Below are 24562 nucleotides of genomic sequence, written 5' to 3' on the forward strand. Positions count from 1 at the left end.
TCCCGAAGGGGCCACCCTGTCGCGCCGCGCTCGCGGCGCCTGGCTAATCTCCGTGCGGTCGACTGAGAAGGAGAGCCCCGGTGCAGAAGGTCCTGATCGCCAACCGCGGTGAGATCGCGGTGCGTGTGGCGCGAGCGTGCAAGGACGCCGGTCTCACCAGCGTGGCCGTCTACGCCGAGCCGGACCGCGACGCGCTGCACGTGCGCGTCGCCGACGAGGCGTTCGCCCTGGGCGGCACGACCCCCGGCGACTCCTACCTCGTGATCGACAAGATCCTGGACGCCGCCAAGCAGTCCGGCGCCGACGCGATCCACCCCGGCTACGGCTTCCTCTCGGAGAACGCCGACTTCGCCCAGGCCGTCATCGACGCCGGGCTCACCTGGATCGGCCCGTCGCCGCAGGCGATCATCGACCTGGGCGACAAGGTGGCCGCGCGGCACATCGCCATGAAGGCCGGCGCCCCGCTGGTGCCCGGCACCAAGGACCCGGTCGGCGGCGCCGACGAGGTCGTCGCGTTCGCGAAGGAGCACGGCCTCCCGGTCGCCATCAAGGCGGCGTTCGGCGGTGGCGGTCGCGGGCTGAAGGTCGCCCGCACCATCGAGGAGATCCCCGAGCTGTTCGACTCCGCCGTCCGCGAGGCCGTGTCGGCCTTCGGTCGCGGCGAGTGCTTCGTCGAGCGCTTCCTGGACAAGCCCCGGCACGTCGAGGCCCAGGTCCTCGCGGACACCCACGGCAACGTGATCGTCGTCGGCACCCGCGACTGCTCCCTGCAGCGGCGCAACCAGAAGCTGGTCGAGGAGGCCCCCGCGCCGTTCCTCACCGACGAGCAGCGGGCCCGGATCCACGAGTCGGCCAAGGCCATCTGCAAGGGCGCCGGCTACCACGGCGCCGGCACCGTCGAGTACCTCGTGGGCGTCGACGGCTCCATCTCCTTCCTCGAGGTCAACACCCGCCTGCAGGTCGAGCACCCGGTGTCGGAGGAGACCAGCGGCCTCGACCTGGTGCGCGAGCAGTTCCGCATCGCCGAGGGCCTGCCCCTGGAGATCACCGAGGACCCCACCCCTCGCGGGCACAGCATCGAGTTCCGGATCAACGCCGAGGACGCCGGCCGCAACTTCATGCCCGCCCCCGGCCCGGTCGAGCGGCTGGAGATCCCGCAGGGCCCCGGCGTCCGCTGGGACTCCGGCGTCGAGACCGGCGGCGAGGTGGCCGGCGCGTTCGACTCGATGCTCGCCAAGCTGATCATCACCGGCGCCACCCGCGAGGAGGCGCTGCAGCGCGCCCGCCGCGCCCTGGACGAGCTCGTCGTCGAGGGCATGCCCACGGTCATCCCGTTCCACCGGGCCGTCGTGCGCGACGAGGCGTTCACCAGCGAGCCCTTCACCGTGCACACGCGCTGGATCGAGACCGAGTGGGACAACCAGGTCCCGCCCTACGCCGCCGCACCGGCCGAGGCCGACGAGCAGGCGCCCCGGCAGACCGTCGTCGTCGAGGTCGGCGGACGCCGGCTCGAGGTGTCGCTGCCCGCCGGCCTGGCCGCCGGTGGCGGCGCGGCGACCGGCGCCCCCGCCAAGCCCCGCAAGCGCGGCGGCGGGGGTGGCGGCTCGGCCGCCTCCGGTGACTCCCTCACCTCGCCCATGCAGGGCACGATCGTCAAGGTCGCGGTCGAGGACGGCGCCACCGTGGCGGCCGGCGACCTGGTCGTCGTCCTCGAGGCGATGAAGATGGAGCAGCCCATCACCGCCCACAAGGCCGGGACGGTCACCGGCCTGTCGGCCGAGGTCGGCGCCTCGGTCACCAGCGGCGCGGTCATCTGCACCATCGCCGACGCGGAGTAGCGGTTCAGCCGGTCAGCGTGCCGCCCATGAAGCGCTGCTTCCACACGCCGCCGGAGCGGTAGGGGTCCGACGCCGGGTAGCCCAGGGGGCCGGTCTCCCAGCCCTGGGCTCCCCACCGCTCCAGGATCCGGCCCGAGACCGGGTGCGCTCCGGTGATGGCGGAGTAGTAGATCGACCCGCGCTGGAACCGCTGGAAGCAGCCGTAGTACCGCAATCCGCAGATCTCGTCGCTCACGGGGTACCCGAGGCTCGACGAGGGGCCGCCCAGCCTGCGCCACGTCGCGTCCACCTCGCCACGGATCACCCGGTAGCCCGTGGCGGCGGTGCCCACCAGGTCGGCGTAGGCGAAGGCCTGCCGGCAGCCGCCCCCGGGCAGGCCGCACCGCGGGTCCGCGACGGGGACGCCGACGCCCGCGTGACGGCCCAGCGCCGTCCACCGCTTCAGCAGCCCCCCGGTGACCGGATGGGTGCCCTGACCTCGTGCATGGACGAGGACACCGCCCCGGAAGGACTGCCGGCAGTAGGCGTGCTGTCCGCTGCAGACCATGTCGGCGGTCGGCAGCCCCAAGGCGCTGCGGGTGTCCCCCATGGACGTCCACTTCGCCACGATCTCCGGGCGGGTGATCCGCACACCGCCGGAGGGCGTGCTCAGCAGCGTGCCGCCCTGGAACCGCTGGGTGCAGACGGAGCGGGCCGCGCACCGGACGTCGGCCGCCGGGTACCCCAGCTTCCCGGCCTCGGCCTGGAGCCCCGCCCAGCGCGTGAGCACGGGACCGGAGACCTGGCGTGCGCCGGTCGACCGGGACCAGAACAGCCAGCCGCGCTCGAACCGCTGCCGGCAGCCGCCCTTCGCGCGCCCGCACTGCTCGGCGCTCGTCGCCTTGCCGAGGGTGCCCGTGGCCCCGCCGAGTGCGGCGTGTCGCTGCGCGATCGGTGAGGGTGGCGTGCTCACGCGGACGACGGCGCCGGCCGGGGTGACCGACTGCACGGACACCGCGTAACCGCCGGGCAGCCGGACCGTGCCCCCGACGGGCACCGACCAGGTGCCGTCGCTCCGGTAGGCGTCGGGTCCCGGCGTCGGGTCGAGCAGCAACGACTCGCGGGCCCACCCGCCGCCGGTCTTGCGCAGCTGGACGCCGGCATCCAGGCGGTACCAGGTGAGCCGGTCGTCGGCGAGCCAGGCGTCCTGCCCGACCGCGGGCCGGTACTCCAGCCAGTACTGGGTCGCGGCGTCGACCGATATCCGGACCGCCCGCACCCCCGAACGGCCGCTGATCGGCGCGAGGGTGGCGGTGGCCGCCCCGGTGACGTTGCTGACCTCCCGCCGCTGCGCCGCCGGGAGCCGGCCGAGGTCGAACTGGTGCTGCGCGGTGAACGTGCCCAGCTGGTCGAAGTTCCCCATCGGGTCGTACCAGTCGAGGTAGGGCACGAGCACGCACCGGCCGGGTCTCCCGGGGGCGAGCTCGGTGGCGCCGTCGCAGGTGTACGTCGAGGAGTGGCTCAGGCCGAAGTTGTGCCCGAGCTCGTGCACGACCACGTCGGGCTCCAGCGCCGTGATGTAGGACTCGCCACCGCCCCGGGCAGTGCCGTAGACCGCGAGCCCGTAGGAGCAGCCGGCCCGCTCGTAGGCGGCCTCCGGGAAGTAGAGCAGCAGGTGCTTGCCGGGCCCGGAGGTCCAGCCGATCGCCTCGGCCACCTCCCACCACAGGGCCATGGACCGGTCGCAGCCGTTCTTCGTGGAGCGCCACCCGTGCCGGGCGGTGACCCCCAGCCGCACGGCCCCACCGGTCTGGGAGGACCAGTAGCGGGCCACCGGGCCGTCGACGAGCGCCGCGACGGCGGCCGTCGTGGTCGCGTCCCGGGCCACGCCGGGCGGCGTCACCAGCACGACCGTGACCTGGTTGGTCAGCGTGGTCGTCGCCGCCGTGGCCGGGCCGGGCGGCTCGGCCAGGACGCTGGCGGAGGTGACGTCCACCGGTTCGTCCGCGAGGCCGGTCGGCGACTCGTCCAGGGTCACCGCCACGGTGGCACCGGTGGGGAGGGCCGTCACGTCACCTGCGTCGACCTGTACCGGTGGTCCGTCGTCCGGCCGCACCCACGCCTCGGCCTCGTGCGGAGGTTCCGGGTGCTGGTGCTGGTGCCGGTCCCGGGGATCGGGCTCGACCGGGATGCGGGTGAGCACTCCCTCGAGCCGTTCGTCGCCGGCCGGCGTCTCCGCATGCGCCGGCACGGCGCCCAGGAGCAGCACACCGACGAGGAGGGGTACGAGGAGCCGGCGGGGCCCGCCGAGTGCAGCGCGGGCTGCCGCGGGCAGCCATCGGGTGGACGACGACACGTCCTGGTCATCGCGGACCGGCCGGATGATCTTGCGTCCGACCACCCGATGGAGGGACGCAGGACGCCCCCGGCCCGCCGCTGCCACCGTCGTACGGGTCAGCGGGTGCGGAGCCGCGCCCGCCGCAGCGCCAGGAGTGCGGTGCCGGTCAGGCCTATGCCGGCCACGGCCGCCACCACGAGCAGGCTCCCGGTCGAGGTCGATCCCGCCGCGGGTGCCAGCGCCGGTGCACGGGTGGCTCCGGCCGCGGCGGGGAGCGGGGTCGAGGGCACCGTCACCGGGAGCTGCCCGGGAGCGGCGGCCGGGACGTCCACGGCCGCGTCATGTCCCGGCGCGGCGGCGCCGCGGCCGGTGGAGCCGCCGTCGGTGGACCCGCCGTCCGCGGAGTCGCCGTCGGCCGCCAGCAGCCGGCCGGCGCCCTCCTCCCGCGGCGCGGGCGGGGCGGCGGCCACCGCCGGCGTCGTGGGCACGACGTCGACCGCGGCGCCGTCGGCGGTCGTCGACCGGACGGTCACGGTGAAGTCCCCGCCCGACAGGACCACCGGGACGTCCACGGGCAGTGCGGCCTGCAGGTCGTCGTCCCACCCGGAGGACGCCGAGGGGGTGCCGTCGAGCAGCACCGAGGTGTCGGGGAACTCCGCCTCCCGGCGCAGCAGCACGCCGGTCTCCAGCCGATACGGGTTCGAGGCGGCGCGGCCCAGCCAGGCGTCCGCGCCGGTCGCCGTCCGGTACTCGAGCCAGTAGTCGGTGCCCTCGGCGTCGGTCAGGCGGAGCGCCCGGGTGCCGGTGCGCGTCCCCGTGGGCGCGAGGACCACCGGGGCGGCGTCGTCGTGGACGTCCAGGGACCGGAGGGCACCGGCGGGCAGGACGCCGAGCCGGGCGGCCTGGAGAGCGTTGAGCGATCCGAGCTGCGACCAGGAGACGCCCATGACGTCGTAGAAGTCGCGGTAGCCGGTCGTGCGGCAGTTGCCGGTCTCGACCGTCTCGTCGCACTGCCGGCCCGAGGAGTGGCTCAGGCCCAGGTTGTGGCCCAGCTCGTGGGCGATGACCGACGGCAGCGTCTCGCGGACGTAGAGCCGCCCACCCGACGAGGGGCCGGCGCCGACCTCGGCGAGGGCGTAGGAGCACCCGGGCTGGGTCGCGGTCCCGCTGCTCAGGTGGAGCATCAGGTGCTTGCCGGGACCGGGCCGGAAACCGACGGCGTCCGCCGCCTCGTCCCAGAGCGCGGTGGGATCGGTGCACCCGGCCGTGGTGCGGAGCCACCCGGAGCTGGCGGCCACCCCGAACCGGACGGCCCCGTCGGTCTGCTCCGACCAGAAGTCCGCGACGGTGCCGTCGACCACGGCCGCGACGTCCGCAGGCACCAGCGCTGCGTCGGGGCTCGTGCCCGCCGGTGCGACGAGCACGATCGTCACCTGGTTGGTGACCGGGCGGCGCACCGCCGCGACGGTCGTCGCCGGGGTGACCGATGCCGTGCTCAGCACCCGCTGCGCCGGCTCCAGGCCGTGCTCCTCGGTGCCCTCGTCGCGCACGTCGGCGCCCACCGTGAGCTCGACGGTCGCACCCGCCGGCACCCCGGCGAGGTCCTCGGTCGGGACGCGCACCGACCCGTCGGCGGTCTCGACCCAGCTCAGCGGGGCCGCCGCCTCGGCGTGGGCGTGCTCCTCGCCGGGCGCCTTCTCCGGCCACGCCTGCAGGAGCCGGCCGACGACGGCGGTGCCGGCCGGCTCCTGGGCCGAGGCCGTACCCAGGTCGGCCAGGACGACGACCGGAGCCGCCACGGCGACCGCCCCGGCGACGACGAGCGCACGCAGCAGGGCGGAAGGGCGACGGACAGCAGGGGCGGGAGACATCCCCTCCTGCATCGGCGGGCTCCGCGCGCGTCGGCACCGGATCCCCCGACTTGAGCGGAAACGCCGTCACACCCGACACAGCGGCCCCGTACGGCCCTCCTGGAGGGGCCCCCGTCGCGAGCCTGCGAGCGGCGGGGGGCAGGAGGGTCCTTCTGCCGCCCTACGCCAGGTGGTCGGCCCCCATGAGCCGCCGGCCGGCCTCGGTGATCGACCCCGACAGGGAGGGGTAGATGGCGAACGTCTGCGCGAGGTCGGCGACCGTCAGCCCCTTGGTGACCGCCAGGGCGATCGGGAGGATGAGCTCCGACGCACCCGGCGCGACCACCACACCGCCCATGATGACGCCGGTGGAGCGGCGGGCGATAAGCTTCACGAAGCCGTCCCGCAGGTCGCTCATCTTGGCGCGGGCGTTCGTCGCCAGGGGCAGCCGGACCACCTGTATGTCGTCGCCCTCGGTGACCGCCGCCTCCTGCACGCCGACCGTCGCGATCTCCGGGTGGGTGAAGACGTTGGCCGCCACGGTCTTGAGCTTGATCGGCGTGACGGCCTCGCCCAGGGCGTGCCACATGGCGATCCGGCCCTGCATGGCCGCCACCGAGGCGAGCTGGAAGACGCCGGTGACGTCGCCGGCGGCGTAGATGCCCGGCACCGACGTCCGCGAGACGCGGTCGACGACGACGTGGCCGGCCTCGGTGAGCTGCACGCCGCAGTTCTCCAGGTTCAGCCCGCCGGTGTTCGGCACGGTGCCGACGGTCATGAGCGCGTGCGAGCCCTCCACGAGGCGCCCGTCGGTGAGCTCGACGACGGCGCCCTTCTCGGTGCGGCGCACCCCCGCCGCCCGGCCGCGCTCCAGCCGCCCACCGCGGGACTGGAAGACCTCCTCCAGCACCTCGGCGGCGTCGGAGTCCTCCCCGGGCAGCACCCGGTCGCGGGAGGAGACCAGGGTGACCGGCACGCCGGCCTCCAGGTACCCGGAGGCGAACTCCGCGCCGGTGACCCCCGAGCCCACGACGACCAGGTGCTCGGGCATCTCGTCGAGGTCGTAGACGTCGCGCCAGTCGAGGATGCGCTCGTGGTCGGGCTCGGCTCCGGGCAGCACGCGCGGGTCGGCGCCGGTGGCGATGAGGACGACGTCGCCCTCGAGCTCCTCGGTCACCTCGCCGGCCGTGTCGAGCACCTGCACGCGGTGCGCGGCGAGACCCCGCACGTCGTCGGTGAGCCGCCCCTGCCCCGCCACGATGCGGACGCCCTCGGCGGCCAGGCGGGCGTGGATGTCGGCGGACTGCGCCACCGCGAGGCCCTTGACCCGCTGGTTGACCGCGGCGAGGTCCAGCCCGACGGCCGCGGGCTCGGCCCCGTGCACGCCGAGGACCGCGGAGTCGTGCACCGTGGTCATGGCGCCCGCGGCGGCGATGAGGGTCTTGGAGGGGACGCAGTCGGTCAGGACGCTGGCGCCGCCGATGCCGTCGCGCTCGATCACGGTGACCTGGGCACCGAGCTGCACGGCGACCAGCGCGGCCTCGTAGCCGGCCGGGCCGCCGCCGATGATGACGATGCGGGTCATGGGTCCTTCTTCTTCTTCGCGATCGGGAGGACGTCGTCCGCCATTGTCCCCGCTCCGCCGCGTCGGGGCCGTCAGCGAGCTCCGGACGCGTCGTCCCCGGGGCCGGGCGTCCGCGCGGCGCGCGCCGAGGGCGCCTTGGTGAGACGGATCCGCCAGACGGCCGACACCGCCTCCACGGCGATGCCGGTGTTCATCTTCGACTCACCGAGCTCGCGATCGCGGAAGGTGATGGGCACCTCGACGACGCGGGCACCGGCCTGCAGCGCCCGGTAGGTCGTCTCGATCTGGTAGCCGTAGCCGTTGGCGGCGAACGAGTCGACGTCCAGCCGGCTCAGCAGGTCGGTGCGCCAGGCCTTGAAGCCGCCGGTGAGGTCGCGGAGCTGCGTGCGCAGGACCGTCCGGGCGTAGAGGTTGCCGACCCAGGACACGGTGCGCCGGCTCCACGGCCAGTTCTCCACCCGTCCCCCCGCCACGTACCGGGAGCCGATCACCAGGTCGGCCCCGTTCATGTGGGCCAGCAGGTCGTCGATGGCAGCGGGGTCGTGCGAGCCGTCGACGTCCATCTGCACGATGACGTCCCAGCGCCCCAGGGCGAGCGCCTGCTTGAAGCCGGCGACGTAGGCCGTGCCGAGCCCGAGCTTGCCCGTGCGCTCCAGCAGCTCGACGCGGCCGGGGTGCTCCGCGGCGAGGGCCCGCACGATGTCCGCGGTGCCGTCCGGGGACCCGTCGTCGACGACGAGCACGTCGGGCCGGGCCGGCCGGGCGAGGACGGCCTCGACGTGCCGGCGCACGTTCTCCGCCTCGTTGTAGGTCGGCGTGACCACCAGGATGCGCACGGTCTTCCTTCTCTCTCGGGGAGCAGGAGCAGATGTCAGGAGGCAGGCTCGGGCACCGGCCGGCGTCTGCGCCGGCGGGCCACGAGCACGTGGACGAGTCCGGCGAGGATCGCCGCGCCCACGACGCCCAGCACGATCTGGTCGACGAGCGGGCGTTCGTAGAGGTCGGTCACCGAGTGCCCACCGGGGAGCACGGTGAACAGCAGGACCACCGACCACACCACCACGAGCACCCGCTCGGCGGCCACTCCGGCCGCGGCGAAGAGCAGCGTCGGCCACACGAAGTACCAGGGCCAGACCACCGATCCGGTGAGGATCACCGTCAGGGCGATCCACGACGTGACCCGGACCAGACCCCACCGGCGGAGCCGGGTCAGGAAGAACAGCCCGAGCACCACCGAGACGACCACCCCGGCCTGCCGCGCCCCGTCGATCGGCGGGTCGTCGACGTCGAGGGCGAAGGCCAGGGCGGTCGTGGGGGTCATCGCCTCCAGCGCCTTGCCCGGGGTGTCCAGGTTGTCGAGGAAGGTCCACCCCCAGCCAGTGAGCTGCACCGACAGGGCGAAGGCGCCGGCACCCAGCCCACCGGCGAGCACGAGGGCCCGGAGCCGCGCCGGCCAGCCGTCCTGGCGCTGTGCCCAGTCCACGCCGATCACCAGGACGGCGATCAGCGCGGTGGCCTTGATGCCGGCACCGGCCACGCACAGCACGATGCCCAGCAGCGGGCGGTCGAGCAGGGCGAGCAGCAGCCCTGGCAGCAGCAGGGCGAGCATGAGGGCGTCGTTGTGGTTGCCCGACACCAGGTGCACCAGCACCAGCGGGTTGATGCCGCCCAGCCACATCGCCACCGCGGGGCTGCCGCCCAGGCGCGCGGCGATCCGGCAGACGATGAGCGCGCACACGGCCCAGCCGGCCACGCACAGCACCCGCACCGCGACCAGCACGGAGAGCAGGTCCTGGTCGAACGTCCACGACAGCCCGGACAGGAGCGAGACGAACGGCGGGCTGTAGGGCGTCGGGCTGAACCGCCAGAACCGCTCCGCGCCGCGCACCACCTCGACGTCGCCCAGCACGCCGGGTCCGTACTGGAAGGGGTCGACGCCGTTCTGCACGGCGGCGCCGATGGCCGTGTAGAACCACGGGTCCGCGGTGAAGAGCGGGGGCCCGATCAGGAGCGGCACCGACCAGAGCACCCCCACCAGCAACAGCCACCGGACCGCGACGCCGCGGCGGACGGCGAGCCCGGTCAGCAGCCAGGCCACGGCGAGCAGCCCGAGCGCGGCGGCGCTCCAGGAGCGGGCGGCCTCGTAGCCCAGCACCTCGGGACTGAGCGAAGGCGGGTCGTCGTAGAACCAGAGATCCGGCGCGTCGAGGTGCCCACCCAGGCTGGTCCCGGCCGCCGCGAGATACGCGGTGCCGGCCGTGCCGAGGAGCGCGCCGAGCACCAGGATCAGGGCGGTGACCGCACCCGAACGGGCCGGGGGGACGGACGTGACGGGCGCGGTCTCGATCGGGGTCGTACCGGCCACGCTCGTGCTGACGGCCATCTCCTGACTGCTCCCGTGGACGGGCCCTGCCCCGATCCGTCGTCGTCCCGCCACCGGACCGGCAGGCGGGCCGAGACTAACAGCGCGGCCGGGGCCCCTCGGCACCTTCGGCGGAGGACCCGAAGGTCTCCAGGATCCGCCGGGCGGCGAGGGCGGGGGTCAGCTCGCCGGCGAGCACCGCCCTCTCCAGCCCGGGGGCGGCGGCCCGCACGCCGGGGTGCCCCCGCAGGGCGTGCTCCAGGCCGTCGCGCACCAGCTGCCAGGTCCAGCGCACCTGCTGGGTGCGGCGCCGCTGGTCGAACTCCCCCGAGGCCTTCATCCGGTCCTGGTGCGCGACCAGCTGCGCCCAGACCTCGTCCAGGCCGTCGCCGGTGAGGCCCGCGCAGGTGAGCACCGGCACGTCCCAGGTCTCGTCGTGCCCGCGCAGCATGCGGATCGCCTGGGCCAGCTCGCGCGCGGCCTTGCGGGCCCCGGGCGCGCCGTCGCCGTCGGCCTTGTTCACGGCGATCACGTCGGCGATCTCCAGGATGCCGCGCTTGATGCCCTGCAGCTGGTCCCCGGTGCGAGCGAGGGTCAGGAACAGGAACGAGTCGACCATCTCGGCGACGGTGATCTCCGACTGCCCGACGCCGACGGTCTCGACGAGGACGACGTCGTAGCCGGCGGCCTCGACCACGACCATCGACTCGCGCGTCGCCTGGGCGACGCCGCCGAGGGTGCCCGAGGTCGGCGACGGTCGGATGAAGGCGGCCGGGTCCACCGACAGCCGGGCCATCCGAGTCTTGTCGCCGAGGATCGACCCGCCCGAGCGGGCCGACGACGGGTCGACGGCGAGCACCGCCACCTTGGAACCGGCGGCGGTCAGCGTCACCCCGAGTTGGTCGATGAACGTGGACTTCCCGACGCCGGGGACCCCGCTGATGCCGACGCGGCGCGCTCCCCCGGCGTGCGGGAGCAGCTCCACGAGCAGCTCCTGCGCCCGCTCGCGGTGGTCGGCCCGCCGCGACTCGACCAGCGTGATGGCGCGCGCCATCACCCGCCGGTCGCCGGCGAGCACCCCTTCGGCGAGCGCCGGGACGTCCACCTCACGCCCCATCAGTGGCCCTGCATCTCAGTGACCCAGGCGCTGCGACAGGGTGCGCAGCAGCTCCTGGGCGGCCTCGGCGATGACCGTGCCGGGCGGGAAGACCGCGGCCGCACCCATCTCCTTGAGCGTCGGGACGTCGTCGGGCGGGATGACGCCGCCGACGACGATCAGCACGTCGTCGGCACCGAGCTCGGCCAGCGCGTCCTTGAGCGCGGGCACGAGCGTGAGGTGGCCGGCCGCCAGCGACGAGACGCCGACGACGTGCACGTCGGCCTCGACCGCCTGGCGCGCCACCTCGTCGGGCGTCTGGAACAGGGGGCCCACGTCGACGTCGAAGCCGAGGTCGGCGAAGGCGGTGGCGATGACCTTCTGGCCGCGGTCGTGCCCGTCCTGGCCCATCTTGGCGACCAGGATGCGGGGACGGCGCCCCTCGGCCTCCTCGAACGCCTCCGCCATGCGGCGGGTCTCCTCCATCGGGCTGTCCTCCCCCGCCTTGCGCCCGGCCATCGCCTCGTCGCGGTAGACGCCGGAGATCGTGCGGACCTGGCCGGCATGCCGTCCGTAGACCTCCTCGAGCGCGTCGGAGATCTCGCCGACCGTGGCCTTCGCGCGGGCGGCGTCCACGGCCAGCTTGAGCAGGTTGGAGTCCAGCCCGCTCTCCCGCCGTCCCTCGGCCGCGGCCCGCGCGGCGTCGGTGAGCCGGCGCAGCGCGTCGGTGACCGCGGCGCCGTCCCGATCGGCGCGCAGCTGCTCGAGCTTGGCCTTCTGCTGGGCCAGGACGTCCTTGTTGTCGACCTTGAGCACCTCGATGGCCTCGTCGGCGTCCACGCGGTACTTGTTGACGCCGATGACCGGCTGGCGCCCGGAGTCGATGCGGGCCTGGGTGCGGGCCGCGGCCTCCTCGATGCGCAGCTTCGGGATGCCCTCGTCGATGGCCTGCGCCATGCCGCCGGCCTCGGTGACCTCCTGGATGTGCGCCCACGCGCGGCGGGCCAGGTCGTAGGTCAGCTTCTCGACGTAGGCCGAGCCACCCCACGGGTCGATGACCCGCGTGGTGCCCGACTCCTGCTGGAGCAGCAGCTGGGTGTTCCGCGCGATGCGGGCGGAGAAGTCGGTGGGCAGGGCCAGCGCCTCGTCGAGGGCGTTGGTGTGCAGCGACTGGGTGTGCCCCTGGGTGGCGGCCATGGCCTCCAGGCAGGTCCGGACGACGTTGTTGTAGACGTCCTGCGCGGTCAGCGACCAGCCCGAGGTCTGCGAGTGGGTGCGCAGCGCGAGCGACTTCGGGTTCTGCGCACCGGCCTCCTTGACCAGCCGGGCCCACAGCAGCCGCCCGGCGCGGAGCTTGGCGACCTCCATGAAGAAGTTCATCCCGATGGCCCAGAAGAAGGACAGCCGCGGCGCGAACGCGTCGACCTCGATGCCGGCGTCCTTGCCCGCCTTCAGGTACTCGACGCCGTCGGCGAGCGTGTAGGCCAGCTCCAGGTCGGCCGTCGCCCCGGCCTCCTGGATGTGGTAGCCGGAGATCGAGATGGAGTTGTAGCGCGGCATCTCCTTCGAGGTGAAGGAGAAGATGTCGCTGATGATCTGCATCGAGGGCTTGGGCGGATAGATGTAGGTGTTCCGCACCATGAACTCTTTGAGGATGTCGTTCTGGATCGTGCCGGTGAGCTGCGCGGGCGAGACCCCCTGCTCCTCGGCCGCGACGATGTAGAGCGCCAGCACCGGGAGCACCGCGCCGTTCATCGTCATCGACACCGACATCTTGTCCAGCGGGATGCCGTCGAACAGCTGCCGCATGTCCAGGATCGAGTCGATGGCCACGCCCGCCATGCCGACGTCGCCGACCACGCGCGGGTGGTCGGAGTCGTAGCCGCGGTGGGTGGGCAGGTCGAACGCGACCGACAGGCCCTTCTGGCCGGCGGCCAGGTTGCGGCGGTAGAAGGCGTTGGACTCCGCGGCGGTGGAGAAGCCGGCGTACTGGCGGACCGTCCACGGCTGCGTCGTGTACATCGTCGGGTAGGGCCCGCGCAGGAACGGCGGGAGGCCGGGCAGGGTCTCGAGGAAGTCGAGCCCCTCCAGGTCGGCCGGGGTGAACAGCGGCGGGACGGCGATGCCCTCGGGGGTCTCCCAGGTCGCCTCCTCGACGCCGCGGCCGGTCGTCTCCTCGAACGCCTTGGCCCAGGCTGTGTAGTCGGACGACCCACCCGCCCGGTCGGCCGCCGCCGGGCGGCCCAGCTCGACGTCGCCGAAGTCGGGGATTCCGGTCATGCCTGCACTCCTTCGAGGCCCAGCTGCGCGTGGACGGTGCCGAGCACGTCCAGGGCGTCGCATCCGGCGTACACGTAGCCGTCGACGCCGTCGACGGCCAGGTCGGGCTTGCCGGCCAGCCACACGTGCGTGGCGCCGGCGTCCTTGAGCGCGGCGGCCAGCCCGGCCGCCTGCTCGGCGTAGTCCTTGTCGGTCCCGCAGATGCAGGCGACGGTCGTCCCCGCCTCGGCCAGGCCCCCGGCGCCGTCGCCGGCCGGCGTCGCCAGCCCGCCGGCCTGGAACAGGTTGCCGGCGAAGCTCGCCCGGGCGGTGTGCCGGGCGATCGGGCCGATGGTGGCCAGGTAGACCTGCGGCCGCTGCGCGCCGTTCGATGCCAAGGCGGCGTCCGCTGCGTCGCGCAGTGCCTCGAACTCCTGGGCGGCGCGGACGCGGGGCAGCCCGCCGCTCGGGTGCAGCTCGGCTGCCGGCTGCCGCTGGGGCAGCTTCTCGGTCAGGTTGGGGAACTCGCTGACGCCGGTGATCGCGTCGGCGCGGGTGGCCAGCCGCTTCGCCCGTGCGTCCCAGGCGGTGGCGATCCGGTCGCGGACCAGGCCGGAGTCCAGCGCCGCGGCCAGGCCACCGGCCCGCTCGATCTCGGTGAACCAGTCCCAGGCGGCCCGGGCGAGCTCGTCGGTCAGGCACTCCACGTACCAGGAGCCACCGGCGGGGTCGAGGACGCGGGCGAGGTGCCCCTCCTCCACCAGCAGGCTCTGGGTGTTGCGGGCGATCCGCCGGGAGAAGGAGTCGGGCAGGCCGAGCGCGGCGTCGAAGGGCTGGACGGTGACGGCGTCGGCACCACCCACGCCCGCGGCGAAGCAGGCGACGGTGGTGCGCAGCATGTTGACCCAGGGGTCGCGCCTCGTCGTCATCACCGAGGAGGTGACGACGTGCTGGTGCTGGCCCCGCACCCCGGGGGCGGCCCCGCTGACCTCGCCGACGCGGTCCCAGAGCCGGCGGGCGGCGCGCAGGGCGGCGATGGTCGTGAACTGGTCGGCGCTCGCGCTGTAGCGGAACTCCAGCTGGGCGAAGGCCTCGTCCACGCCCAGCCCCCCGCCGGTGAGCGCCCGCAGATAGGCGACGCCGGCGGCCAGCGAGCAGCCGAGCTCCTCGACGGCCGAGGCGCCCGCGTCGGCGAAGACCGTGCCGTCGACGACGACGCTGCGCAGGGTGGGGCGCGGCCGACCAGCACTGAGGGCGGCGGCGCGGCGGGCGATGCCGGCCAGACCGCTCAGGTCCTGCGGCTGCCCGGAGGCGGCGTGCTCGCCGAGCGGGTCGAGGCCGAGCGAGCCGCCGGGAGCTAGCGGCCCATCGCCGTCGCTCCGCGCGTCCACGAGGTCGAGGAACGCCTCGGCTGCTGCCGTGCCACCGGAGACGCTCACCGGGGCCAGGTCCAGGTAGACGTCGGCCAGCACCTCACCGAGCCGGTCGGCCGGCACCGCGCCCTCGCCGACGACCAGCCACAGGGAGGTGACGCCGTTCTCCAGGTCGGCGGCGATCGCCTCCTTCGTCACCGCGACGTCGGGGTGCGCGTGCCGCTGGCGGATGTCCCAGCCACCAGGGGCGCCGCCGTCGGCACCGCCCGAGGCGGTGACCTCCGCCGACCCGGCCGGTCCTCCGGAGGGCCGGGAGCCGCGCACGAACGGCGGGAGTCCCGGCACGCCGACCCCGGTCGGCAGGTCCGCGGCATCCGCGGCGGTGTAGAGCGGGGCCACGGTGACGCCCGTGGCCACCGTGCGGCGCAGCGCCTCCTCGACGGGCTCGGGAAGGTCCTCCCGGCCGGCCTTGCGCAGGACGCCGGCGACCAGGTCGCGCCACTCGTCGCGCGTGACGCCGGGGAACTCGGCGGCCAGCCCGAGGCTCTCGGGGACCTCGTGCTCGCTGGGGACCTGGGCGTCGGCCGGCGCCGGCGCGGGGTGGCTGCTCTGCTGGTCGGTGGAACTCATCCTCGGTGGGACTCCTCGTCAGCTCGTCTGGCTGCAGTGTCTCCAGGCGCGTGCAGGTGCGTGCGGCCGGGTGGCTGCGGGGCCACCCCGACGGGGTGCCCGGCGTCGGCCTCCAGCGCGTGCAGCGCCGTCCGCGCCAGCAGCCGGACGCCCACCGCGATCGCCCGCTCGTCCACGTCGAAGGTGCCGCGGTGCAGGTCCAGCGGCTCTCCCCCGCCGTGCGTGCCCAGCCGGGCCAGCGCGATGGGCAGCCGCTCGGCGAACCAGCCGAAGTCCTCCCCGCCCATGCTCTGCGGCGACAGCACGACGGCGTCGGCACCCACCGTCTCGACGGCGGCGGAGCGGAGCAGGGCCACCGACCGGGGGTCGTTGACCACCGGCGGGACGCCGCGCACGTAGTCGACCTCCACCCCTGCACCGGTCGCGGCGCCGACCTTGCCGACCAGCGCGCGGATGATCTCCTCGGCGCCCTGCCAGGCGTCGCGGTCGAGCACCCGCACGGTGCCGCGGAGCGTGCCGCGCTGCGGGATGGCGTTGGCCGCGACACCGGCGTCCACCGAGCCCCACACCAGGGACATGCCGGCCCGCGGGTCGACCTGGCGGGACAGCAGCCCCGGCAGACCGGTGATCAGCCGGCCGAGCGCGTCGACGAGGTCGACGGTCAGGTGCGGCCGGGCGGTGTGGCCGCCGGGGCCGGTGAGCGTGACGTCGATGCGGTCGCAGGCGGCGGTGATGGCGCCGGTGCGCAGTCCCACGCTGCCCACCGGCACCGAGGGGTCGCAGTGCAGGGCGAAGGCGCGGGTGGCGCCGTCGAGCGCGCCGGTGGCCACCACCTCCGTGGCGCCACCCGGCACCGTCTCCTCGGCGGGCTGGAAGATGCAGCGCACCCGGCCGGGCAGGCTCCCGACGGCGGCCAGCGCCAGGGCGACGCCGAGGACCACGGTGGTGTGGACGTCGTGCCCGCAGGCATGGGCCAGCCCCTCGCGGGTGGAGGCGTACGGGACGTCCTTGAGGTCGGGCAGCGGGAGCCCGTCGATGTCCCCGCGCAGGACGACGGTGGGGCCGGGGCCGTCCCCCACCTCGACGACCAGCCCGGTGCCACGGGGCAGCCGGCGCGGCTCGAGCCCCACCTCGCGCAGCCGCTGCTCGAGGTAGGACGTCGTCTCGACCTCTGCATAGGCGAGCTCGGGGTGGGCGTGCAGGTGCCGGCGGGTGGCGATCAGCTCGGCCGTGTGCGCCTGCACCCAGTCGTCCACCGCGGCGCCGAGCTCCTCGACGACGGCGGTCACGCCGCATGCCCGGCGCAGTCGCCCGGACCGGGCGCGGGCTCGGTCGGGCGGCCGACGGGGCCGGTCGCGGGCAATCCGTCCCGCATCTCGGCCAGCAGGCTGTCGACGACGGGCCCGAGGCTGCCGTCGTGGGCGGCGGCGACGGCGCGCTGCCGCTGGTAGGAGGCGCCGACGTCCAGCACGCGCAGCACGTCGGCGAGCTCGGCCTCGCAGTCCAGGCGCTTCGCGGTCGGCCGCAGCTCCTCGACCAGGTCGATGATCGCCTGCCGCACCGGGCGGACGGTGCCCTTCTCGTCGACCACGATGTCGGCGTCCAGCCCGTACCGGGAAGCGCGCCACTTGTTCTCGCGCAGCACCCAGGACGCCGGGGTCGGGAGCGTGTAGCCGCGGTCGAGCTGGGTGTCGAACTGCTCGACGAGGCACTGGGCCAGCGCCGCGACCGCCCCGATCTCGTCGAGGGTGGGCAGGCCGTCGCAGATGCGCAGCTCGACCGTGCCGAAGTCGGGGTGCGGCCGGACGTCCCACCAGACCTCGCGGACGCTGTCGATGGACTTCGTGGAGATCAGCGTCTCCATGTACTCCTCGAACTCCGCCCAGCCGGCGAGCTGGTAGGGCAGCCCCGCCGTCGGCATGCCCTCGAAGATCTTGGTCCGCGACGAGGCGAGGCCGGTGTCGCAGCCCACCCAGAACGGGGAGGACGACGACAGCGCGAGGAAGTGCGGGATGTACTGGCACAGCGCGTTGACGATGGGGATGGCCTTCTCCGGCGCGCGCACGCCGACGTGCACGTGGACGCCGAAGATCTGCATCCGCCGGGCCATCCACTGCATCCGCTCGACGAGCTCGAGGTAGCGCTCCTTCGGCGAGATGAGCTGGCTCTGCCAGTCGGTGAACGGGTGGGTGCCCGCGCACATCAGCCCCAGGTTCCGCTGCTCCGCGGCGGCGGCCACCTCCGCCAGCGTGCCGGCGAGGTCGGCCTTGGCCTCGCGGACGGTGGTGCAGACGCCGGTGATGATCTCGACGGTCGACTGCAGCAGCTCGTGCTTGGCCTTGGGGTGCTCCTCGGCACCCTCCGGGCGCAGCTGCTCGAGGATCTCGTTCGCGCCGGGCGACAGCTCGCGGGTGTCGCGGTCGATCAGCTGCAGCTCCCACTCGACGCCGAGGCTGGCCCGCTCGGACGACCGGAAGGGGATCTCCACCTGCGGGAGTCTAGGGAGGTCGCGCGGTGCCCACCCGGCGACGCAGCACGATCACCCGAGCGGTGGACCGCGGTCCGGGAGCCTCCCCCGCCGTGGGCATCCGTGCCCCGCGCGAGGGGAGGCGCGGGCGGTTCTGCGTTAGCGTCCCTGCGTGAGCCAGCCACCCGGTACCGACCCCCAGTCCATCGCCGCCACCGCGGCCGACGACCTCATGACCGCGCTCGGCGGTCCGCACGACGTGGCCGTCGTCATGGGTTCCGGCTGGGCCCCCGCAGCCGACGCGTTCGGTGCGGCCGAGTACGCCGTCGCCATCGGCGAGCTGCCCGGCTTCGCGGCCCCGACGGCGGTCGGGCACGGCGGCGAGGTGCGCTCGGTGCGCGTCGGCGAGCGCAAGGTGCTGCTCTTCCTGGGGCGGACCCATCTCTACGAGGGCCGCGGCGTCGACCCGGTGGTGCACGGCGTGCGCACCGCGGCGGCGGCCGGCGTGAAGACCGTCGTCCTCACCAACGCAGCAGGCGGGCTCGCGCCGGAGCACCGGGTCGGCCAGGCGGTCGTCATCGCCGACCACCTCAACCTGACGGCCCGCTCCCCGCTGGTGGGCGCGAACTTCGTCGACCTCACGGACCTCTACTCCGCACGGCTGCGTCAGCTCGCCCGCTCGCTGGACCCGGAGCTGACCGAGGGCGTCTACGCCGCGCTGCCCGGGCCGCACTACGAGACGCCGGCCGAGATCCGGATGCTGCGCACGATGGGCGCGGACCTGGTGGGGATGTCGACGGCGCTCGAGGCGATCGCGGCGCACGCGGAGGGTCTCGAGGTCTTCGGCCTCTCCCTGGTCACGAACGCCGCGGCCGGGGTCACCGGCGAGAAACTGGACGCCGACGAGGTCATCGCCGCGGGCCGGGAGGCGGCCGGGCGGCTGGGCCAGTTCCTGGTGCGGTTCATCGGGCAGCTGCCCGCATGACGGGTCCGGTGCTGGTGACCGGCGCGGCCGGGCTCATCGGCACGGTCCTGCGCGGTGGGCTGCCCGAGCGCGGTTGGGCCGTGCGCAGCCTGGACGTCGTCCCGGTGCCGGAGCCGCGCCCCGGCGAGGAGCACCTGGTCGCCGACACGACCGATCTCCTGGCCCTGACCGAGGCCTCCCGCGGTGCCGCCGCCGTCGTGCACCTCGCGGGGATCGCCACCGAGTCGACGTGGCCGGCGATCGCGCACACCAACATCGACGGCACGTACTGCGCGTTGGAGGCCGCGCGTCGGGCCGGCGTCGGCCGGGTGGTGCTGGCGAGCAGCAACCACGCCACCGGCTACACCCCGCGTCCGGACGGCGGTCTCCTGCGCGAGGCCGACGCCCCGCCGCGGCCGGACACCTACTACGGCGTCTCCAAGGTGACGATGGAGGCGCTCGGCTCGCTCTACGCCGACCGCTACGGCCTCGACGTCGTCTGCCTGCGGATCGGGAGCGCCTTCCCCGAGCCGACGACGACGCGGCACCTGTCCACCTGGCTCTCCCCCGGCGACACCGTGCGGCTGGTCGACGCCGCACTGCGGGCGCCCTCGCCCGGGTTCGCCGTCGTCTGGGGCGCCTCGGCCAACACCCGCGCCTGGTGGGACCTCACCGCCGCCCGTGCGCTCGGCTACGAGCCCGCCGACGACGCCGAGAGCTACGCCGAGGCGCTGATCGCCGCCCACGGCGAGCCCGACCTGGCCGACCCGGTGCACGCCCGCGTGGGCGGCGAGTTCACCACGGCCGACTACGACTCCGAGCACTTCGACGCGTGAGGGACAACTGCCCGGCATGACCGACGACCTCCTGGCCACCGCCCGCGCCTGGGCCGACGCCGATCCGCACGACGGCGACCGCGCGGAGATCTCCGCCCTCGTCGACGCGGGGGACGTCGCGGAGCTGCGCTCCCGCTTCGCCGGCCCGCTGACCTTCGGGACGGCGGGGTTGCGCGGGCCGCTCCGCGCCGGCCCGGCGGGCATGAACGCCGCCGTCGTCACCCGGGCCGCCGCCGGCCTGGCTTCCTGGCTGCAGGGCTCCGGGTCGGCCGGTGGCGGCATCGTCATCGGCTATGACGCCCGTCGGCGCTCCGACGAGTTCGCCCGCATCTCGGCGTCGGTGCTGGCCGCGGCCGGGTTCGCGGTGCAGGTGCTGCCCCGGGCGCTGCCCACACCGGTGCTGTCCTTCGCCGTCCGGCACCTGGGCTGCGTCGCCGGGATCATGGTGACCGCCAGCCACAACCCGCCGGACGACAACGGCTACAAGGTCTACCTCGGCGACGGCGCCCAGCTGGTACCCCCGGCCGACCGGGAGATCGAGGCCGCGATCGCCGCGGTGGGGCCGGCCCGCGAGGTGCTGCTGTCGGACGAGTGGCTCACCCTCGGCGACGACGTCGCCGCCGACTACGTCGCCGCGGTCGTGGCGGCACTCGAGCCGGCGCGGGTGGCGTCGCGCGGGTCGCTGCGGGTGGCCTACACCGCGATGCACGGGGTGGGCGCCGACACGACCCGGGCGGTGTTCGCGGCCGCCGGCCTGGCGGAGCCGGTGAGCGTGCCGGAGCAGGACGAGCCGGACCCGACCTTCCGCACCGTGGCCTTCCCCAACCCGGAGGAGCCGGGGGCGACGGACCTGCTCAAGGCGCTGGCGGCGCGCACCGGTGCGGACGTGGCGATCGCGGAGGACCCCGACGCCGACCGCTGCGCCGTGGTCTGCGCCGGGCGGCAGCTCACCGGCGACGAGGTCGGTGCGCTGCTGGCCGACTGGCTGCTGCGGCGCGGCGTGCGCGGCACCTACGCGTCGTCGCTGGTCAGCGGCTCGCTGATGCACGTGATCGCCGCCGCGCACGGGGTGCCGTCGGAGGAGACCCCGACCGGCTTCAAGTGGATCATGCGGGCCGGCTCGGACGCCGCGCCGCTGGTCTACGGGTACGAGGAGGCGCTGGGCTACACGGTGTCCCCGTCGGTCGCACGGGACAAGGACGGCATCTCCGCCGCGCTGGCGGTGTCGCTGCTGGCCGCGGAGCTCAAGGAGTCGGGTCGAACGCTGCTCGACCGGCTGGACGAGCTGGCGCTGGAGCACGGGCTGTTCGCGACGGGGCAGTTGTCGGTGCGGGTCGACGACCTGTCGGTCATCTCCGACGCGATGGAGCGGGTGCGCGCGGCACCGCCGGCCACCCTGCTGGGCCGGGAGGTGGCGTACGCCGACCTGGCGCTCGAGTCGCCCCCGGTCGACGCGGTGCGGCTGCTCGGCGACGGCGTCCGGGTGATCGTGCGACCCAGCGGCACGGAGCCGAAGCTCAAGGCCTACCTGGAGACGGTGGTGCCGGTGCACCAGGACGCCGGGATGATCGCTGCCCGCGGCCGGGGCGAGGACGAGCTGGACCAGCTGCGCGCCGAGATGTCGGTGGCCCTGGGTCTCTGAGGGGGTCGCTCGTCGGGTGTTCCTCGCGCTCCTGCGGTCCTGCAGAGGCCGAGGAGCACGAAGAACATCACTCCAGCGCCTGGGCGGCCTGATCGACGACCGATGAGCGCGGGCGTCGGCGGGAGTCGGACAGTCGAGGCCCACCGGGCCCGTGAGGAGACGACGACGAATGCGCAAGATCGTGCTGCACCTGGGGATCTCGCTCGACGGCTACTTCGAGGGGCCGGACGCCGACATCAGCTGGGGCCGTGTCGACGACGAGCTGCACACGTACTTCAACGAGGTGCTGGCCGAGAGCAGCGCCTTCCTCGAGGGCCGCGTCACCTACGAGCTGATGGAGGCGTACTGGCCGACGGCGGATCAGGGCCCGGACGCCGACCCGCCCATGGTCGAGTTCGCCGGCATCTGGCGGGGCATGCCGAAGATCGTGTACTCGCGGACCCTCGACACCGTCGGGCCCAACGCCACCCTGCTGCGGGACGTCGTCCCCGAGGAGGTGCGGGCGCTGCAGGAGCAGCCCGGCGGCCCCATGGTCGTGGGCGGACCGGTGCTGGCCGAGTCGTTCCGCCGGCACGATCTGATCGACGAGTACCGGCTCTTCGTCAGCCCGGTGCTGGTGGGCCGGGGCCGTCGGCTGTTCGAGTCCGAGGGCACGCCCGCGGATCTGAGGCTGGCCGAGACACGCACCTTCGGCAACGGCGTCCTCATGCTGCGCTACGAACGGGACCGCTGACGGTCAGCGCGGGACGGTCTCCCGACAGCCGGACTCCAGTGCCCGGGCGGCCGTCTCCAGCACCTGGACGACGTCGCGGCCGAACCCGACGTCGCAGGGGTGCGTCCCGCCGGTGAGCGCGGCGGCCTCCAGCTCGTCGACCGCGAGCGCGAACGCCTCCTGCGCCGACCCGGAGTCGGGCAGCAGCACCAGCCGGCCGGCGTCGCCGTGGACGAAGAACTCGACCCCGCCGGACATGCGCGCCACGGTGAGGGACAGCGTCACCGTCGACGCCGCCCCGGACTCGTGGGTCAGCACGAGGTGCACGGTGTCGCCCAGCCCGGCGCCCGCCTGCACGGCAACGACCGGCCCGAGCGCGGGCACCAGCACCGACAGCGCGTGCGGGCCGACGTCCCACAGCGCCCCCCGCTCGTGGCGCCACGGGGATGCGGCGAACCGTGAGCCGGCCAGCGAGGCCAGCCACGACCCGGCGCCACCCGCGAGCTCCGTGCGCGCGGCCTGGGTCAGCCAGGTGGTCGTGGCGGCCTGGAAGCGGAGGGTGAAGAAGACGACAGACGCGACGCCGGCCTCGCGCACAGCGGCTGCGACGCGGTCGGCGGCCTCCGTGCTGAACGCGACCGGCTTCTCGAGCAGCAGGTGCTTGCCGGCCGCCGCCGCGCGCTCGGCCAGGGGCGCCTGCACGTCCGGGGGCAGGGCGAGGGTGACGGCGTCGACCCCGTCGAGCAGCTCGTCGAGGTCGTCGAAGCCCGGTACCTCGAACTCGGCCCCCAGCGCCTTGGCCTTCGCCAGGTCGCGACCCCAGACGCCGACGAGCTCGGCCGCCGGGTGGCCGGCGAGCGCCGGGGCGTGCACGGCCCGCGCCCAGGGGCCGGTGCCGAGGACCCCGAAGCGCATCCTCAGACCGCGCCGAACTGACGGTCGCCCGCGTCGCCGAGGCCCGGGACGATGTAGGCGTTCTCGTTGAGCCCCTCGTCGATGCTCGCGGTGAACACCCGCAGCGGCAGACCGCTGTCCCGCAGCCGCTCGATGCCCTCGGGGGCCGCCAACGCGCACAGCACGGTGATCTGCGTGGCGCCGCGTGCGGTGAGCAGGCCGCAGCAGTGCACCAGCGACCCACCGGTGGCCAGCATCGGGTCGAGCACGAAGACGTGCCGGTCCACGAGCGACTCCGGGAGGGAGGCCATGTAGGCCTCGGGCTGGAAGGTCTCCTCGTTCCGCGCCAGGCCGACGAACCCCATCTGCGACTCGGGAAGCATGCCGTGCGCCGTGTCGGCCATGCCCAGGCCCGCGCGCAGCACCGGCACGATGAGCGGCGGCGCGGCCAAGCGGTAGCCCGTGGTCGGAACGACAGGTGTCCGGATCGGCTCCTCGGCCACGGCGAGTTCCCGCGTGGCCTCGTAGACCAGCATCTGCGTCAGCTCGCGGAGCGCGGCGCGGAAGGCGGCGTTGTCCGTGCGCTCGTCGCGCATCCGGCTCAGCCGGGCTCGGGCCAGGGGGTGGTCGACGACGGTCAGCTGCACGCCCGAACGGTAGCGGCCCGGCACGGACCGACGGCACGCCCGCCCACTCCGGTGGCTCAGCCGGTGCGGGTGAGCTCCACTCCGTCGCTGGCCAGCGGGAAGACGACGATCTCGGTGTCGTCGGGGCGCCAGGTGCGCCATCGCCCGTCGGGTTGTCGTTCGACGCGGAACCCGTGGTGGACCTTGGTGTGGTGGCGTTCGCACAGGAGGGCGGAGTTCTCGAGTGAGGTGTCGCCGTCGTGGGCGAGCCATTCGAGGACGTGGTGGACGTCGCACCAGTGGGAGGGGGCGTCGCAGCCGGCGAAGGCGCAGTGCCGGTCGCGGATTTCCACTGCGCGGCGCAGGTGCGGGGGCACGACGCGGTGGGTGCGGCCGAGGTCCAGCAGCTGTCCGTCGGGGCCCATGACGACGCGGCTGACGGTGCTGTCGCAGGCGAGCCAGCGGGCGCGGGCGGCGGAGATCATCGCCCCGAACCGGTGCGGCCGGCGCCGGCGCCGGGGTGGGGGTCGACCAGGTCGTCCAGGTCGATGACGACGGCGACGTGCGGCTTCACCGTGCGCATCGTCGGCAGGTCGCCGGAGGCGAGGGCGTTGTCGGCGAGTCGCACCAGGGCGTCGGCCTGCCGCTGGGAACGGGTGCGCAGGTCGCCGGTGGGGCGGGAGGCCTGCACGATCGACTCGACCGCGGCCAGCACCTTCTCCCCGCCGACCGCGTCGAGGACGAACCGGCCGGTGACCACCCCCCGGGAGTCGCGGGCAGCGACGAAGGAGCGCTGCTCGGTGGGGTCGGGCTCGGCGCCGTCAGGATCGAGGCGGGCGAGGTAGTGCCCGACGACCTGCCGCAGCTCGGTGTGCGGACGGGTCGCGGCGACCCGGGCCAGCGCCGCGTCGATGGCGGCGACGTCCACGTCCTGCGCCTCCGCTGAGGCCAGGTTCTCGGCCGAGGCGACCGGCGCGATCGTCGACACCGCCTCCGCGGTCACCGCACCGGCAGCAGCCGCCGCGGCCAGCGACGGCAACTGCTCCAGGGCACGGCCGTTGCGCACCAACCTGCTCGCCTCGCCCGGGGACAGCCGGTGGTGCCCGCGCAG

General features: G+C 74.5%; 19 protein-coding genes. 5 read left to right on the forward strand and 14 right to left on the reverse strand.

The features are described from left to right. The first annotated feature begins 80 nt into the window (after window positions 1–80). Window positions 81–1838, forward strand: a complete 1758-nt coding sequence (locus BLS70_RS08645) for an acetyl/propionyl/methylcrotonyl-CoA carboxylase subunit alpha (protein ID WP_176946336.1) — start codon at window positions 81–83, stop codon at window positions 1836–1838. A 4-nt stretch (window positions 1839–1842) separates the two neighbouring features. On the opposite strand, the gene BLS70_RS08650 is transcribed toward BLS70_RS08645, so the two are convergent. The 10 genes from BLS70_RS08650 to BLS70_RS08695 form a co-directional block, all read right to left on the reverse strand. After that, the gene (locus tag BLS70_RS08650) at window positions 1843–4218 is read right to left on the reverse strand and encodes a reprolysin-like metallopeptidase (protein ID WP_091765855.1); all 2376 of its coding nucleotides are present in this window, start codon (window positions 4216–4218) and stop codon (window positions 1843–1845) included. Window positions 4219–4271: 53 nt separating this feature from the next. After that, the gene (locus BLS70_RS08655; RefSeq protein ID WP_176946337.1) at window positions 4272–6026 is read right to left on the reverse strand and encodes a reprolysin-like metallopeptidase; all 1755 of its coding nucleotides are present in this window, start codon (window positions 6024–6026) and stop codon (window positions 4272–4274) included. Window positions 6027–6186: 160 nt separating this feature from the next. Continuing rightward, window positions 6187–7590 carry an NAD(P)H-quinone dehydrogenase gene (locus BLS70_RS08660; protein WP_091765861.1) on the reverse strand — a complete coding sequence of 468 codons (1404 nt, stop codon included), beginning with the start codon at window positions 7588–7590 and terminating at the stop codon, window positions 6187–6189. A gap of 71 nt (window positions 7591–7661) precedes the next feature. After that, the gene (locus BLS70_RS08665; RefSeq protein ID WP_218122338.1) at window positions 7662–8426 is read right to left on the reverse strand and encodes a polyprenol monophosphomannose synthase; all 765 of its coding nucleotides are present in this window, start codon (window positions 8424–8426) and stop codon (window positions 7662–7664) included. Between the two features lie 35 nt (window positions 8427–8461). Beyond that, complete coding sequence (gene mptB / locus BLS70_RS08670; protein WP_091765865.1) at window positions 8462–9973, reverse strand: polyprenol phosphomannose-dependent alpha 1,6 mannosyltransferase MptB; 1512 nt, start codon at window positions 9971–9973, stop codon at window positions 8462–8464. A gap of 76 nt (window positions 9974–10049) precedes the next feature. Continuing rightward, complete coding sequence (meaB, locus tag BLS70_RS08675) at window positions 10050–11069, reverse strand: methylmalonyl Co-A mutase-associated GTPase MeaB (RefSeq protein ID WP_091765868.1); 1020 nt, start codon at window positions 11067–11069, stop codon at window positions 10050–10052. Between the two features lie 15 nt (window positions 11070–11084). Next, window positions 11085–13328 carry a methylmalonyl-CoA mutase gene (gene scpA / locus BLS70_RS08680; protein WP_091765871.1) on the reverse strand — a complete coding sequence of 748 codons (2244 nt, stop codon included), beginning with the start codon at window positions 13326–13328 and terminating at the stop codon, window positions 11085–11087. Then, entirely contained in the window at window positions 13325–15310 is a 1986-nt protein-coding gene (locus BLS70_RS08685) for a methylmalonyl-CoA mutase subunit beta (RefSeq protein WP_091765874.1), read from the reverse strand. The genes scpA and BLS70_RS08685 overlap by 4 nt, the downstream gene beginning before the upstream one ends. Further along, window positions 15307–16599 carry an amidohydrolase gene (locus tag BLS70_RS08690; protein ID WP_091765877.1) on the reverse strand — a complete coding sequence of 431 codons (1293 nt, stop codon included), beginning with the start codon at window positions 16597–16599 and terminating at the stop codon, window positions 15307–15309. Before BLS70_RS08690 ends, BLS70_RS08685 begins: the two co-directional genes overlap by 4 nt. Continuing rightward, entirely contained in the window at window positions 16596–17798 is a 1203-nt protein-coding gene (locus tag BLS70_RS08695; protein ID WP_091765880.1) for a glutamate--cysteine ligase, read from the reverse strand. The genes BLS70_RS08690 and BLS70_RS08695 overlap by 4 nt, the downstream gene beginning before the upstream one ends. A gap of 151 nt (window positions 17799–17949) precedes the next feature. Between BLS70_RS08695 and BLS70_RS08700 the strand changes: the two genes are divergently transcribed. From BLS70_RS08700 to BLS70_RS08715, 4 genes are all read left to right on the forward strand, one after another. Next, complete coding sequence (locus BLS70_RS08700) at window positions 17950–18762, forward strand: purine-nucleoside phosphorylase (protein WP_091765883.1); 813 nt, start codon at window positions 17950–17952, stop codon at window positions 18760–18762. Then, a complete protein-coding gene (locus BLS70_RS08705) occupies window positions 18759–19577 on the forward strand; it encodes an NAD-dependent epimerase/dehydratase family protein (RefSeq protein WP_091765887.1) in 819 nt (272 codons plus the stop codon). The genes BLS70_RS08700 and BLS70_RS08705 overlap by 4 nt, the downstream gene beginning before the upstream one ends. 16 nt (window positions 19578–19593) lie before the next feature. After that, the gene (locus BLS70_RS08710) at window positions 19594–21219 is read left to right on the forward strand and encodes a phospho-sugar mutase (RefSeq protein ID WP_091765889.1); all 1626 of its coding nucleotides are present in this window, start codon (window positions 19594–19596) and stop codon (window positions 21217–21219) included. 169 nt (window positions 21220–21388) lie between these two features. Continuing rightward, window positions 21389–21952, forward strand: coding sequence for a dihydrofolate reductase family protein (locus BLS70_RS08715; protein ID WP_091765891.1), 564 nt, complete (start codon window positions 21389–21391; stop codon window positions 21950–21952). Window positions 21953–21955: 3 nt separating this feature from the next. Here BLS70_RS08715 and BLS70_RS08720 read toward each other — a convergent pair whose 3' ends face one another. From BLS70_RS08720 to BLS70_RS21625, 4 genes are all read right to left on the reverse strand, one after another. Next, on the reverse strand, window positions 21956–22846 hold the full coding sequence (locus tag BLS70_RS08720) for a Gfo/Idh/MocA family protein (protein WP_091765895.1): 891 nt from the start codon (window positions 22844–22846) through the stop codon (window positions 21956–21958). 2 nt (window positions 22847–22848) lie between these two features. Then, the gene (upp, locus tag BLS70_RS08725; RefSeq protein WP_091766103.1) at window positions 22849–23472 is read right to left on the reverse strand and encodes a uracil phosphoribosyltransferase; all 624 of its coding nucleotides are present in this window, start codon (window positions 23470–23472) and stop codon (window positions 22849–22851) included. Between the two features lie 56 nt (window positions 23473–23528). Beyond that, complete coding sequence (locus BLS70_RS21620; RefSeq protein WP_369406224.1) at window positions 23529–23936, reverse strand: HNH endonuclease; 408 nt, start codon at window positions 23934–23936, stop codon at window positions 23529–23531. After that, window positions 23933–24562 (reverse strand): DUF222 domain-containing protein (locus BLS70_RS21625; protein WP_369406225.1); only part of this gene is annotated, 630 nt, incomplete at its 5' end. The genes BLS70_RS21620 and BLS70_RS21625, both read right to left, overlap by 4 nt.

The sequence above is a fragment of the Blastococcus aurantiacus genome (assembly GCF_900102425.1).
Taxonomy (GTDB): domain Bacteria; phylum Actinomycetota; class Actinomycetes; order Mycobacteriales; family Geodermatophilaceae; genus Blastococcus; species Blastococcus aurantiacus.